This is a genomic window from Pseudoflavonifractor sp. An44, from assembly GCF_002161675.1.
Lineage (GTDB): Bacteria > Bacillota > Clostridia > Oscillospirales > Oscillospiraceae > Enterenecus > Enterenecus faecium.
Genome location: NZ_NFIH01000010.1, coordinates 14508 through 27944, shown reverse-complemented (window position 1 = coordinate 27944; position 13437 = coordinate 14508). Strand labels below are relative to the sequence as shown.

At 61.5% G+C, this 13437-nt stretch carries 15 protein-coding genes; all 15 read right to left on the bottom strand.

Annotated elements, in window-relative coordinates; all coding sequences use genetic code 11:
- Positions 1-15: 15 nt before the first annotated feature.
- Entirely contained in the window at positions 16-1965 is a 1950-nt protein-coding gene (locus tag B5F98_RS06105) for a bifunctional 4-hydroxy-3-methylbut-2-enyl diphosphate reductase/30S ribosomal protein S1 (protein ID WP_087370385.1), read from the bottom strand.
- A complete protein-coding gene (locus B5F98_RS06100) occupies positions 1962-2552 on the bottom strand; it encodes a lysophospholipid acyltransferase family protein (RefSeq protein WP_087370381.1) in 591 nt (196 codons plus the stop codon). The genes B5F98_RS06105 and B5F98_RS06100 overlap by 4 nt, the downstream gene beginning before the upstream one ends.
- Complete coding sequence (cmk, locus tag B5F98_RS06095; RefSeq protein WP_087370378.1) at positions 2549-3241, bottom strand: (d)CMP kinase; 693 nt, start codon at positions 3239-3241, stop codon at positions 2549-2551. Before cmk ends, B5F98_RS06100 begins: the two co-directional genes overlap by 4 nt.
- Positions 3238-4503 carry an NAD(P)/FAD-dependent oxidoreductase gene (locus B5F98_RS06090; RefSeq protein ID WP_275532886.1) on the bottom strand — a complete coding sequence of 422 codons (1266 nt, stop codon included), beginning with the start codon at positions 4501-4503 and terminating at the stop codon, positions 3238-3240. The genes cmk and B5F98_RS06090 overlap by 4 nt, the downstream gene beginning before the upstream one ends.
- Before the next feature lie 32 nt (positions 4504-4535).
- A complete protein-coding gene (locus tag B5F98_RS06085) occupies positions 4536-5408 on the bottom strand; it encodes a MurR/RpiR family transcriptional regulator (RefSeq protein WP_087229468.1) in 873 nt (290 codons plus the stop codon).
- 137 nt (positions 5409-5545) lie between these two features.
- Positions 5546-6250, bottom strand: coding sequence for a pseudouridine synthase (locus B5F98_RS06080; protein WP_087370374.1), 705 nt, complete (start codon positions 6248-6250; stop codon positions 5546-5548).
- Positions 6251-6267: 17 nt separating this feature from the next.
- Positions 6268-7404: a D-alanyl-D-alanine carboxypeptidase family protein gene (locus B5F98_RS06075; protein ID WP_087370371.1), complete on the bottom strand. Its 1137-nt coding sequence runs from the start codon at positions 7402-7404 to the stop codon at positions 6268-6270.
- A gap of 46 nt (positions 7405-7450) precedes the next feature.
- Positions 7451-7852 carry a GerW family sporulation protein gene (gene ytfJ, locus B5F98_RS06070; protein WP_087370369.1) on the bottom strand — a complete coding sequence of 134 codons (402 nt, stop codon included), beginning with the start codon at positions 7850-7852 and terminating at the stop codon, positions 7451-7453.
- Positions 7827-8492, bottom strand: coding sequence for a DUF2953 domain-containing protein (locus tag B5F98_RS06065; RefSeq protein WP_087370367.1), 666 nt, complete (start codon positions 8490-8492; stop codon positions 7827-7829). Before B5F98_RS06065 ends, ytfJ begins: the two co-directional genes overlap by 26 nt.
- A complete protein-coding gene (gene scpB / locus B5F98_RS06060) occupies positions 8489-9091 on the bottom strand; it encodes an SMC-Scp complex subunit ScpB (protein WP_087370366.1) in 603 nt (200 codons plus the stop codon). Before scpB ends, B5F98_RS06065 begins: the two co-directional genes overlap by 4 nt.
- 2 nt (positions 9092-9093) lie before the next feature.
- Entirely contained in the window at positions 9094-9885 is a 792-nt protein-coding gene (locus B5F98_RS06055) for a segregation/condensation protein A (RefSeq protein ID WP_087370364.1), read from the bottom strand.
- A gap of 103 nt (positions 9886-9988) precedes the next feature.
- A complete protein-coding gene (gene rnc, locus B5F98_RS06050) occupies positions 9989-10669 on the bottom strand; it encodes a ribonuclease III (protein ID WP_087229450.1) in 681 nt (226 codons plus the stop codon).
- 60 nt (positions 10670-10729) lie between these two features.
- A complete protein-coding gene (locus B5F98_RS06045; RefSeq protein ID WP_087229446.1) occupies positions 10730-10963 on the bottom strand; it encodes an acyl carrier protein in 234 nt (77 codons plus the stop codon).
- 86 nt (positions 10964-11049) lie between these two features.
- Positions 11050-12111 (bottom strand): phosphate acyltransferase PlsX, encoded by a 1062-nt coding sequence (gene plsX / locus B5F98_RS06040; RefSeq protein WP_087370362.1) that lies wholly within the window; start codon positions 12109-12111, stop codon positions 11050-11052.
- An 18-nt stretch (positions 12112-12129) separates the two neighbouring features.
- Positions 12130-13431 carry a methylenetetrahydrofolate--tRNA-(uracil(54)-C(5))-methyltransferase (FADH(2)-oxidizing) TrmFO gene (gene trmFO, locus B5F98_RS06035; protein ID WP_087370360.1) on the bottom strand — a complete coding sequence of 434 codons (1302 nt, stop codon included), beginning with the start codon at positions 13429-13431 and terminating at the stop codon, positions 12130-12132.
- Positions 13432-13437: the final 6 nt, after the last annotated feature.

Genomic DNA, 13437 nt, shown 5'->3' with positions numbered 1-13437 from the left:
AGCGATTTGAGAAACTTAGGCTTCCTCGGTCTCCTCGGTCTCCTCCACGTCGTTGCCCTCCAGCAGAGCACGGATGGACAGGGACACCTTCTTGTTCTCCTCGTCGATGGCGATGATCTTGGCGTCCACCATCTGGCCCTCAGTCAGCTCGTCGCCGGGCTTCTCCACACGGTGGTCGGCGATCTGGGAGATGTGGATCAGGCCGTCCACGCCGGGAACGATCTCGGCGAAGGCGCCGAAGGTCATCAGCTTGACGATGCGCACGTTGGCCACGTCGCCCACGGAGTACTTGCTGGTGAACACAGTCCAGGGCTCCTGGCTGCGGTCCTTCATGCCCAGAGAGATCTTCTTCTTCTCGGGGTCGAAGCCGATGACGTACACGTCCACCTCGTCGCCCACGGAGACAACCTCAGCGGGGTTCTTGATGCGGGACCAGGACAGCTCGGAGACGTGGACCATGCCGTCCACACCGCCGATGTCCACGAAGGCGCCGTAAGAAGTCAGGCTCTTCACGGTGCCGGTGTAGTGCTTGCCCACCTCGATGTTGTTCCAGATCTCGGCAGCGGCAGCGGCACGGGCCTCAGCGGCCACGGCACGGATGGAGCCCACCACGCGGCGGCGAGCACGGTTGACCTCGGTGATGCGCAGCTGCACGCGGGTCTTCACCATGCCGGACAGGTCAGCACCACGGGGCTGGCCGGACTGAGAGGCAGGGATGAACACGCGGATGCCCTTGACGTTGGCCACCAGGCCGCCCTTGTTCTCCTCGGTGATGATGCCTTCCAGCACTTCCTTGCTCTCCACAGCGTTCTCGATGGTCTCCCAGTTCTTGGCAGCATCCAGACGCTTCTTGGACAGCTTCACCATGCAGTCGCGGTCGCTGACCAGCATGACGTAGGTCTCGATCTCCTCGCCAACCTTGGCAATGTCCTCCACCTTCACGTCGGGATCATCGCTCAGCTCGGACACGGGGATGTAACCGGGATACTTGATGCCCAGCTCCACCTGCACCTCGGTGGGTGTGATGGCAACGACAGTACCAGTGACCTTATCCCCCGTATTCAAAGTTTTGAACGATTCCTCCAGCATTTCAGCAAAGGACTGTTCAATCTCCATAATTTCGTCGCTCATTTTGTTGTAGACCTCCTTTATTATCCACTCCGGTGTGGATGCACCGGCAGTGATGCCAAGCGTCCGGACAGAGCAAAAGTCCTCCGGGGACAGAGCGTCTGCTTGCTCCACCTGCACCACGTGAGCACAGGACTCCTGGCAGATCTGGGTCAGACGCCGGGTATTGGAGCTTTTGGGGTCTCCGATGACGATCATACTGTCACACCTGCCGGCCAATTGAGCCGCCTCAGTTTGACGCTTAGACGTAGCACCACATATTGTATCAAAGTATTCCGCATTTGTACACACTTTTTTTGCGTTTTCAACGGAATTTTCCCAATTCGCCCGAATGGCCGTGGTTTGGGAGACAAACGTCAGGGGTTGATGGACCAATTCCGGGCGATTTTGGAAGATTTTTTCCAACTCTTCCCAGTTTGCTGCCACCACAGAATGCTCTGCACATCCGGCAATGCCCACGATCTCCGGGTGGTCCGGGTCGCCCACAATCACAGGCACCCGGCCCTGGGCGGCGGCATTGCGGACAATGTCGTGGATGCGAGTGACGTTGGGACAGGTTGCGTCCACCACCTGGCAGCCCTTCTCCTGAAGCTGGGCGTACACCCGGTCCGGCTCTCCGTGGGCCCGGATGAGCACCGTGGCCCCCTGGGGGACCTCCTCCAAGCTGTGGACGGTCACTGCCCCCAGCTCTTCCAGTTTGGCAATCACATGGGCGTTGTGAGTGATCTCTCCCAGCAGATAGATCTTCTGGGTCTGGGCCAGCTGTTGGGCTTGCTCCACGGCTCGGCGCACGCCGTAGCAGAAGCCTGCGGACTTGGCAAGGAGCACTTCCTTCATACGCCACCTCCCAAATGATGAATCCGGTCCATGAGGTCGTCAGCAATGCGCTGATAATCCTCCGGTCCCGCTTTTCTCCCCTCGTAGACGGGGGCATAGGGCTTACCAAACACCACCCGGGTCTTGCGGAACAGCTTCTTCTTGGGGGAGATGTACACCGGGAGAAGCATGGTCCCGGTACGGGTGGCAAACATGGCGGCTCCGGTGTGGGCCGCGGCGTTCTCCCCCTCTTTCACACGGGTTCCCTCAGGGAAGAGCAGCAGCTTCTCCCCGTTGTGCAGCACCCGCATGGCCTCCTTGATGGCGGCCACATCCGCCTTGCCTCGCTTGATGCCGATGATGCCCGCCTTTCCCAGCAAAAAGCCCAGGACGGGAATCTTCATCAGCTCTTCTTTTGCAATGATGCGGGTTTGGCACCTCCAGCCTAAGGCGCACACCACATAAATGGGGTCTCCCAAGGTGGTGTGGTTGCCGCACATCACCACGGCCCCCTCTGGCACGTTCTCCCGGCCCTCGGCTTTCCAGGGGTGGAAGATTCGCATGAAAATCCAAATCAGGGGGTACAGCACAGCATACAGTCGATTCATGGGCGCACGCCCTCCCTTCCCAGCTTGGCCACAATGGTCTCCAGCAGCAGCTTGTGGCTCTCCTCCAGGTCCTTGCCGGTGGTGTCCACCACGGTGGCGTCCTCCGCCTGTTTCAGGGGGGCAATGGCCCGCTCCATGTCCTGTCGGTCCCGCTCCACCACGTCGGCTAAAATCTGCTCCAGGTCGGCCTGCTGGCCCCGCTCCAGAAGCTCCAGATAGCGGCGCTGGGCCCGGTCCTTGGCGTCAGCGGTGAGGAAAATCTTCACGTCCGCCTGGGGCAGCACCACCGTGCCGATGTCCCGGCCGTCCATGATGACGTTGTGGTTGTCTGCCAGGTGCCGCTGCTTGTTGAGCAAGAAGGCCCGCACAGGGGCCAGGGCTGCCACCTTGGAGGCGTAGCCGGAGATCACATGCTGGCGGATGGCCTGGGAGACGTCCTCCCCGTCCAGATACATCCGCTGCTGTCCATCCTCCCCATGGCCCATGGTGATATCCACCTGGCCCAGGACCTGCTCCACCGCCTGGGGGTCGCTGGGGTCCACGCCTCGGCGCTGGACCGCCAATCCCACCGTGCGATAAATGGCCCCGGTGTCCACATAGAGATATCCCATCTCCTGGGCCAAAGCCCGGGCCAGGGTGGATTTCCCCGCCCCGGACGGGCCGTCGATGGCTATGCTGTAATACTTCATTGCGCTGCGCCGTCCTTTTTCTCTAAATATTCTGTGACTGCCTGTCCCGCCACCCAGCCGGTGGCCCAGGCAATTTGCAGGTTGAATCCGCCGGTATAGGCATCCACGTCCAACAGCTCCCCGGCAAAGAAGAGCCCCTGCACCTTCTTGGACTGCATGGTCTTGGGGTCTACCTCCCCCACCTTCACGCCTCCGGCGGTGACAATGGCCTCTTCCACCGGACGGGGCCCGGACACCTCCACCGAGAAGTCCTTCAGCGTCTCCAGCAGGCTGCGCCGCTGTTCCCGCCGCAAATCATGGGCCTTGGTATCCAAGGGAATGCCCGCTCGGCTGGCCACCACGGGAATCATGGACTGGGGCAGCAGCCCGCCCAGGGCGTTGCCCATGTTCTGGTTGGCCCGATCCGTGAAGTCCCGCACCAGCCGGGCGTCCAACTTGCCCTCATCCAGAGCGGGCTTTAAGTCAATGTGCAGGGTATAGTGGTCCCGCTGGAAGTTCATATGGGCAGAGGCGGAGAGCACCAGAGGCCCAGACAGGCCAAAGTGGGTGAAGAGCATCTCCCCCATCTCCTGGTAGACCACTTTTCCCTTTTTATTTTTCGCCCGCACCTCCACGTTGCGCAGGGACAGCCCCTGCATCTGCTTACAGCAGGGGTCGGAGGACTCCAGGGGCACCAGGGAGCCCCGCACCGGGACGATCTCATGCCCCGCCTGCTGGGCCAGCCGATAGCCGTCCCCAGTGGAGCCAGTGCGAGGATAGGAGGCCCCTCCGGTGGCCAGGATGACGCAGCCCGCCTCCAGGCCCTGGGGGCTGTGCTGGGTGGTCACCCCCACCACCTGGCCGTCTTGGAGCTTCAAGCCCGTGACCCGGTCCCGGCGCAGCTCCACACCCAGGCGGCGCAGCTCGAAAAACAGGGCGTCGATGATGTCGGCGGCCTTGTCCGAGACGGGAAAGACCCGGTTCCCCCGCTCCACTTTTAGCTTGACCCCCAGGTCCTCAAAAAAGTCCATGGTGGCCTGGGCGTCAAACCGGGACAGGGCACTGTACAAGAACTTGCCGTTGCGGGGAATGGAGGCCATCATCTCTTCCGTGGAACAGTGATTGGTGACGTTGCACCGCCCCTTTCCAGTGATGTACAGCTTGCGCCCCACCTTCTCATTGGGCTCCACCAGCACCACCTGGGCCCCACCTCTGGCGGCGGAAATGGCCGCCATCATTCCGGCAGCTCCCGCTCCCACCACGATTACGTTTTCTCTACTCACCGTCGTTCCATTCCTCTCTCGGGCGTGTTTGATTACTTCCCGTCATACTCCACCTTCTCATACACCTGATACTCGTCCCAGATGTTCTCCAGCCGCTCAAAGGTGGCGGTGACCTCCGCCTCCTTCTTCCGTCCCACCGCCGCAATCAGGGCGTTGAGGATGGACAGCGGAGCCACCAGGGAGTCCACAAAGGAGGCCATGTCGCTCTTGGCCAGCAGGCGGAGGTTGGCCGTATCATAGAGGGGCGACATGGCGCTATCGGTGAGGGCTACCACCGTGGCCCCCTGGTCCCGGGCAAACTCCATGGCCCGCACCGTGCGGGTGGAGTAGCGGGGAAAGCTGATGCCGATGACCACATCTCCCTCTCCCACCCGGAGCATCTGCTCAAACATCTCGCTGGCCAGGGTGGTGTGCACCTGGCGCACGTTGTCAAAAATCAGGTTGAAATAGAAAGCCAGGAAATCGGACAGGGCGGCCGCCGAGCGTACGCCCAGGATGTAGATATGTTTGGCCTTGACAATGGCCTCCACAATCGCCGAGAACTCCTCCCGGCTCAGCTCCTCCAGGGATGTACGGATTTTCTCAATGTCCGACTGCACCACCTTCTCCAGCAGGTCGTGGTCCCCCAGTCGGTCGTTGGACACCTCAATGCGCTGCACGGTGGTGAGCTTGCTGCGAATCATCTCCTGCAAGGCCCGCTGCATGGCAGGGTAACCGTCAAAGCCCAGCTCGGCGGCAAAGCGCACCACCGTGGACTCGCTGATGCGCACCGTCTGTCCCAGCTTGGCTGCCGTCATAAACGCCGCCTTGTCGTAATTCTCCAAAATAAAACGGCCAATCAATTTTTGGCCCTTGGAAAATGTGCCCATATTGCTCTGAATTAGCGTCAAAATATCCCGACTCACAGCGGTTCCCCCTCACTGGCTCCTTGCCCAAGAAAATCGGCGTACCACCAAGGGCCGCCGATTTCCATCATTGTTTCTCTGTCCTATCATACTCGCTCTTTTGGTAAAATGCAAGAGGTTTTGCAAGAAGTTTACCGTCACTTGCAAATTTCATGAAACAATTCCTGCATCTCCCCTGCGGTCAGGGTCCGCCAGGTGCCCCGTTTCAGGTTTCCCAGCCGGAGATTGCCCTCCCGCACCCGCACCAGACGGGTGACGGTGACCCCGGCGGCGGCGCACATCCGCCGCACTTGGCGGTTTTTCCCCTGATGAATGACGATTTTCAGCTTCTGGGGCCCCAGAGGCTCCACCTCGTCGGCCACCATGTTCTCCCCGTCCACCACCATGGGCTTGGAGAGAACAGGCAGGGCCGCCGCCACGTCTCCGGTGACCTGGACGTGGTACTCCTTGCGCACCTCGTGGGAGGGATGGGTGAGCTTGTGGGTGAGGTCTCCGTCGTCGGTGAGCAGCAGCAGCCCCTCCGAGTCCATGTCCAGCCGTCCCACTGGCCATACCCGCACCCCGCAGTCTGCCACCAGCTGGGCCACCGTCTTGCGCTCCTTCTCGTCCGAGAGGGTTGTGACGTACCCCCTGGGCTTGTGGAGCATGAGATATGTATGGCGGCGGGGCTGGGTCAATGCCACCCCGTCCACCTGGATGTGGTCCCGCTGGGGGTCCGCCTTCTCTCCCAGGGCGGCCACCCGTCCGTTGACCTGCACCCGCCCTGCGTTCAAATACTCCTCCGCCTTGCGCCGGGAACAGATCCCGGCCCCGGAGAGAATCTTCTGTATCCGTTCCTCCACGCGCTCACGCTCCTTGTCTAAATCAGTCCCATGCCGGGCACGGTGGTCTCCCAGCTCTTTCCCCACAGGCCCATCCACCAGCGCACCAGGGCGTTGGGTTTCCATCGGCCGTCTTCCACCCCGGTCCCCGTCTCCACGGGCATCTCCGCCACCACTTCCCCGTCCAAAATCCAGCGGGCGGTACCTACCTGGGTCCCGGCGGGGATGGGGGCGGTCAAGGGCGAGTATACGTCCAGCTGCATGTCCAGCTGTTCTCCCTCCGCCAGCGGGTACCAGCAGTCCCCCTGGGCAACCAGGGACACCGTGGGCTGCACACTGCCCGCCACCGCTGCCTGGCCCACCGTTGTCCCCTCCCCGCACAGCTGGGTGACCGGGTAGGTATCAAAGCCGTAGTGGAGCAGGGCCTGGTGGTCGTCCCAGTCATCCGGGTCATTGAGGGTGACGCACACCAGGGTCTGCGCCCCCCGGGTGGCCGCCGACACCAGAGTGCGGCCGGAGGCCTCGGTGTACCCGGTCTTCATGCCCACGCAGTCCTCCTCCAGCCACAGAAGCTTATTGTGGTTGACGAAGGTGCGCCCTTCCAAGGAAATGTTCTGGGTGGCACAGATGTTGGCCACCGTGGGGTTTTCCAGGCAGGCGCAGGCTAGAAGGGCCATGTCATAGGCGGAAGAGTAGTGCTCCTCCTGGTTGAGGCCGCTGGGGTTGGTAAAATGGGTGTTGGTCATGCCAAGCTCCCGGGCCTTCTCATTCATAAGCTGGGCAAAGCCCTCCAGGTCCTCCCCAATCCAGCAGGCGATGACCTGGGCGGCATCGTTGCCCGACTGGAGTAGAAGCCCGTAGAGCAGGGTCTCCAGAGTCAGCTGGTCCCCTGCCTTGAGATAGAGAGAAGAGCCCTCCACCCCCTCCAGCCATTCCGGTTCTACGGTGATGACCTGGGACAGGTCGGAGGTCTCCTCCACTGCCACCAGGGCGGTCATCAGTTTGGTGATGCTGGCAATGGGGCGGGGTGTGTGCATGTCTTCCTCAAAGAGCACACGCCCGGACCCCACATCCATGAGCACCGCCGACGAGGCGGAGGTGGACACCGCTCCCGCCGGGGCGGAGGTACCAAATAATAGCGTCAAGGCCAGCAACAGGGCCGCAATCTTCCTCAAAAAAGGTCACTCCCATCCAAGGTATCAGATGGGAGTAGTATCACCTTTATTCTCCGCTCTTATCCGTGCCGGTCTTTTTGTCGATATATCCGGTGACCTTTTCAAACATCTCAGGCACCAGGTCCACCACCCGGCCCACCGAGTCCCCGGCGGGAGGCGCCACGGGCAGCAGCCGCACGCTGCCATCCTTGACAATGAGGAAGGCCACGGGGGTGACGTTGACCCCGGCCCCGGCCCCGCCGCCGAAGTTCTTTTCCACGTTGGGGGTCTTGCCAAAGTCGGAGCCGCCAGTGGCAAAGCCAAAGGACAGCTTGGACACGGGGATGATGGTCACGCCGTCGGCGGTGACGATGGGCTGGCCCACCACCGTGTTGGTGTCCACCATCTCACGAATCCGGCTCATGGTCGTCTGCAACACTTCATTAATGGGATGCTTTTGTTCGCTCATGACTATTTACCTCCTTGGAGTGCTGGGTGGTTCCACCCTCTTCGGCCTTGATGGCCGCCAGTTTTTTGATATATCGCAGGGCAAAGCTGAGGCACTGGCCCACGGTCAGGGAGAGCTCCGCCTGAGCCGACACCTGGGGCTCCTTTTTGTCGTAGTCCAGGTCCACCACAAATTTGTGGTCCTTCACCCGGAAGTTGCCGTCGATGAGGTTCCAGATGCCGCCGATGACCCCGTTGATCATTCCGTAGCCAATGGCAGCGGAGGCGGGGTCCTTCCCTGCCCAGATCAGGTGCATCTTTAGCTTGCGCACGATGATCTTCCGGCGCAGCTCCCCTGCCGCTTCACAGATGAGGGGCAGATAGCGTTGGAACTTCTTCCACGAGCCGGGGTTCAAAAGGTTCCCCAACAGATTCTTGGTTTTCTCTTTCTCCGACTGGGGTATTTTTTTCGGTTCCTTGGGCTGCTTTTTCTTTTTCTTGGGCCGTTTGGCGGGTCTGGGCACCACCGGAACGGTGATGGGCCCCAGCGCCAGGGCCAGCCGAACTCCCTCCTGGCTGTAGCTGGCCTTGGCCCGCACAGGCACCAGCAGAAGCAGCGCCAGGGCCAGGACCACGCAGCCCAGTACAATCCAAATCATCATGCCTCACCCGAGGGTTCTTCCCCCTCGTCCTCCTGCATCTTGGCGATGGCCGACTCCAAATCCAGGGTCAGCTGGGTGCCCTCCTGGCTGGCCGAGGGCAGCTCGGGCAGCTCGTCCAGGCTGGTCAGACCAAAGGTGCGCAAAAAGTGGTGGGTGGTGCGAAACTGCATGGGACGGCCCGGGACCGCCAGTCGCCCCGCTTCCTCGATGAGCTTCCGCTCCAGCAGGATGCCCACAGTGTAGGAGCTGTCCACACCCCGAATCTGCTCAATGTACGCCCGGGTCACTGGCTGGAAGTAGGCCACAATGGCCAGCACCTCCAGGGCGGTCTGGGACAGCTTGGGGGGCTTGCGGTGCTCCAAGGTCTTACGGACGGGGTCTGCGTACTCCGGGGCAGTGCACATCTGCCAGCTGTGCTCGGTGCGCACCAGACAGATGCCCCGGCGCTGGTAGCGGTACTCGTCGGCCAGCTTCCGGCACACGCTGTCCACCGTCTCCACATCCTGCTCCAGGGTGGCGGCCATGCGCTCCACCGGCACCGGGTCCCCGGCTGCAAATAGGATGCCCTCTATGGTGCATTCCAACTCCTTCAATTCCATGCTCAGGCTCCTCCGTCCTCCGCCGCCTGGGGCTCCGGGTGGGTACAGGTCAAGGTGCTGTCCTCCCCGGTGCCAGCCAGATAAATTTGATTGGATTTACACAGCTCCAGCACCGCCAGAAAGGTGGCCACAATCTCGGAGCGGCTCTTGCTGCCTCGAAACAGGGCCCGGAAGTGGGTGACTCCCAGGGTGGTCAGCTGGTCCAGAATCCACCGGGCCTTGGTCTCCACCGGGTAAGGCTCCCGGCCCACAATGCCGTGAAAGGCCCGGGTGGGCGGCGGGACATTTCCCTCCCCCCGCTGGAACAGACGGCGAAAGGCCTCGGTGAGGTCTGCCGGGTCATGCTGATAGCGATAGGTCGTCTCCTGGGGCAGAGGCTGGGGCTGGCCCACCAGGTAGTCCCGCCCGAACTCGTACCGCCCCGCCAGCACACTGGTGATCCCCTTGATGCGCTCATAGCTCTCCTTGTGCTGGTGCTCCTCCAGGGCCGCCATGAGCTGCTCCATCTCGCTCAAGGCCTCTTCGTCGTCGATGGAGAGGAGCATGCGGGTCTTGATGTACACCAGATGGGCGGCCATGATGACAAACTCGCTGGCCACCTCCAGGTTCAGCCGCTCCCTCTGTTCCATCCAATCCAGGTACTGGTCCAGAAGCAGGGTGATGGAGATGTCCCGGATTTCGATTTTGTTTTTGCTCAGCAGGTGGAGAATGAGGTCCAGAGGCCCGTCGAAGTCCTCCATGCCCTCCTGTCTTACTTTTACCACCTTGTCCAGATGGTATACCGGGACATCCATACTTCTCCCCCCTCTTGGGATGAAATCGAGATTATTATATCGAATTTCACACAAAAATACAAGGGCACCCACGGGTCAAACCCGTCGGTGCCCTTGGGGTCCATCAGGCTTTCGCTCCGGCCAGCTTCTCCAGGGCGGCTCGGGCCGCCATCTGTTCCGCCTCTTTCTTGGTGTGGCCCTTACCCTGTCCGGCGGGGACGCCGTCCACGGCGGCCTCCATGACGAAAATCCGGGCATGGTCCGGTCCAATCTCCCGCACCAGGCGATAGCTCACGCTCACTCCGGGCTTGCGCTGCACCAGCTCCTGCAAGGCGGTCTTATAGTCCCGATCCACCGCTTTCTCCCGCTCCTTGTCCAGGATAAAGGTGCGGATGATGCTCTCCGCGGCGGCCATGCCGCCGTCCAGATACACCGCCGCCAGCGTGGCCTCGGTGGCATCGGCCAGAATGGAGGGACGAGTGCGCCCGCCTCCGGCGGCCTCGCCCTTACCCAGCTTCAAATAGGCGCCCAAATCCAGGACCTTGGCCACCTCGTATAAGCTTTCCTCACACACCAACGCTGCACGGGTCCGGGTCAGCTCCCCCTCCGGCATGTTGGGATGCGAGGAAAACAAATGCTGTGCCACCACAAGGCCCAGGACCGAATCCCCCAAAAACTCCAGCCGCTCATTGCTGGTCACGCCCTCCGAGCGGTGCTCGTTGGCGTAGGAGCTATGGGTCATAGCGTGCTCCAGCAGCGATAGGTTTTTAAACTGATACCCCAACTTCTCTTCCAAACTTTTCATACTACCCTCCACGGAAAAAGCCCCGCCAGTGGCAGGGCTTTCCCCAAATCAAATGACTTCTTACAGATCCAGATGCTCCTGCATGTACTTGTACAGGTCGCCCACGGTGACGATGGAGCTGATCTCCTCTTCCTCCATCTCCTCCATGCCGAACTCCTCCTCCAGAGCCATGGAGAGGTCCACCAGGTCCACAGAATCCGCGCCCAGCTCGTCCACAAAGGCGGTATCCTTGGTGATGGCGTCAGCGTCCACGCCAAACTGCTCGGCAATCAAGGCACACAATTTTTCAAACATACTTTTCTCAAGCTCCTTTTATGTTGCTTTGGTAACAACATAATAGGGGCTTGATGCGTCCCTGTCAAGTGTCTTTTTGACAGTTTTTACTCCGCAGTCCCGTCTGTCTCCTGCTTTTTTGCCAAGCCCTTCACGGGAAGGCGCATGTACTCCACGTTTTCCGTGATATCCTCGATGATGCCGGACTTGCTGTACTCCATGGCCTGACGGATGGCGTTCTTCATGGCATAGCCGTCAGAGGAGCCGTGGGCCTTGATCACGGGGTGGGAAATACCCATCAGGGGCGTGCCGCCCACCTCGCCGGAATCCATCTTCTTTTTGAACTCCCGCAGGCCGTCCTTCACCAGCAGGGCGGCAATCTTGGTCTTGAGACTGGAAAGGAACATCTTCTTGATCTCCCGGGCCATGTAGATGCCCACGCCCTCCATGGTCTTGAGGAAGATGTTGCCGGAGTAACCATCGGAGACGATGACGTCCACCGAGCCGGACACCGCCTCCCGGGCCTCCACGTTGCCCACGAAGTTGATGCGGCCCTCATCCGAGGCCTTTTGCAGCAGGCCATAGGCCTCCCGCTGCAAGTCAGTGCCCTTGGAGGGCTCCGCTCCGATGTTCAAAAGGCCCACCTTGGGCTCGGGACGACCCAGAACCCGCTCGGCGTAGTAGCTGCCCATAAAGGCAAACTGGAGCAGAAACTCGGGAGTGCACTCGGCGGTGGCGCCGCAGTCAATGAGCACCGCACCGCCGTTGCCCGTGGGCACCACGGGGGCCAGAGCAGCCCGGCGGATGCCTTTGATGCGCTTGGTCATCAGGGTGGCGGCAGACAGCAGGGCTCCGGTGGAGCCGGCGGAGACAAAGGCGTCTCCGGTGCCGTCCTTGAGCAGGTTCAGGCCCACGGTGAGGGAGGAGTCCTTCTTCTCCTTGAAGGCGGTGGCGGGGTTGTCGCACATCTCCACCACCTGGTTGGCGTGGGTGATCTCCAGGCCCTGAGGCACTTCTGTGACCCCCTCCTTGTGCAGAGCCTCCAGGATCTCCTCTCCACGGCCCACCAGTACCACTTCTACGCCGTACTCGGCAATGGCATCCAAGGCACCTCGCACCGGTGCCTGAGGGGCGTTGTCACCGCCCATGGCGTCTACAATGATCTTCATCTCCGGCCCTCCTTCTCGTTACAGCTTCTCTCGCAGGGCGTCCACCAGCTCCAGAGAGCGGCGGGACAGCTCTGCGTTTTTGTTCCGCTTGCCCTTGACCTTGTGGTCCAGGGGCGGCATGATTCCAAAATTGATGTTCATGGGCTGGAAGTCCACCACGCTCTCGTTGCTCACGTACTGAGCCAGAGCGCCCAAGGCGGTCTCCCGGGGAAAGTCCACGGCTGGCTTGCCCAGCAGGCGGTTGGCCAGCTCCACGCCAGCCACAAAGCCGGAGGCGGTGGACTCCACATACCCCTCTACGCCGGTGATCTGTCCGGCAAAGCAGATGCGCTCCTGGCCCCGTACCCGGTAGTAAGCGTCCAGCAGCCGGGGGGAATCCAGGTAGGTGTTGCGGTGCATCACCCCGTAGCGCACATACTCGGCGTGGGCCAGGGCGGGAATCATGGAGAACACCCGCTTCTGCTCTCCCCACTTCAAATGGGTCTGGAAGCCCACGATGTTGTACAGGGTGCCCTGGGCGTTGTCCCGGCGCAGCTGCACCACGGCATAGGGCTCCTTCCCCGTCTTGGGGTCGGGCAGGCCCTTGGGCTTGAGAGGGCCAAAGCACAGGGTCTGCTCTCCCCGTCGGGCCATGACCTCCACGGGCATACACCCCTCAAACACCCGGCCGTCCTCAAAGCCGTGGACGGGGGCCTCTTCGGCCTGGCACAGCTCCTTCCAGAAGGCCAGGTACTCCTCCTGGCTCATGGCGCAGTTGATGTAGTCCGCCGTGCCCCGGTCATACCGGGAGGCAAACCAGGCGTGGTCCATGTCGATGCTCTCAAAGGTGACAATGGGAGCGGCGGCATCGTAGAAATTCAAATACCCGCTGTTGGGAAAGAGCTTGGCAATCTCCTCCGACAGCCCTTCCGAAGTGAGGGGTCCGCTGGCAATGATGACCTCTCCCTCCGGGATGTGGGTGACCTCCCCCTCCACCACGGTGATGTTTGGGTGACTGCGCACGGCGTCGGTGACCGCCTGGGAGAAGGCCTCCCGGTCCACGGCCAGAGCGCCGCCCGCCTCCACACGGGTCTGGTCGGCACAGCGCAGGATGAGGGAGCCACAGCGGCGCAGCTCCTCTTTCAGCAGCCCCACCGCATTCTCCAGCTGGTCGGAGCGGAGAGAGTTGGAGCACACCAGCTCCGCAAAGCCGTTGCTGTGGTGGGCAGGGGTCATCTTGTGGGGCTTCATCTCGTGCAGGGTCACCCCAATCCCCCGCTGGGCCAGCTGCCAGGCGGCTTCACAGCCCGCCAAGCCTGCGCCAATGATGGTTGCATTCATAGTTCT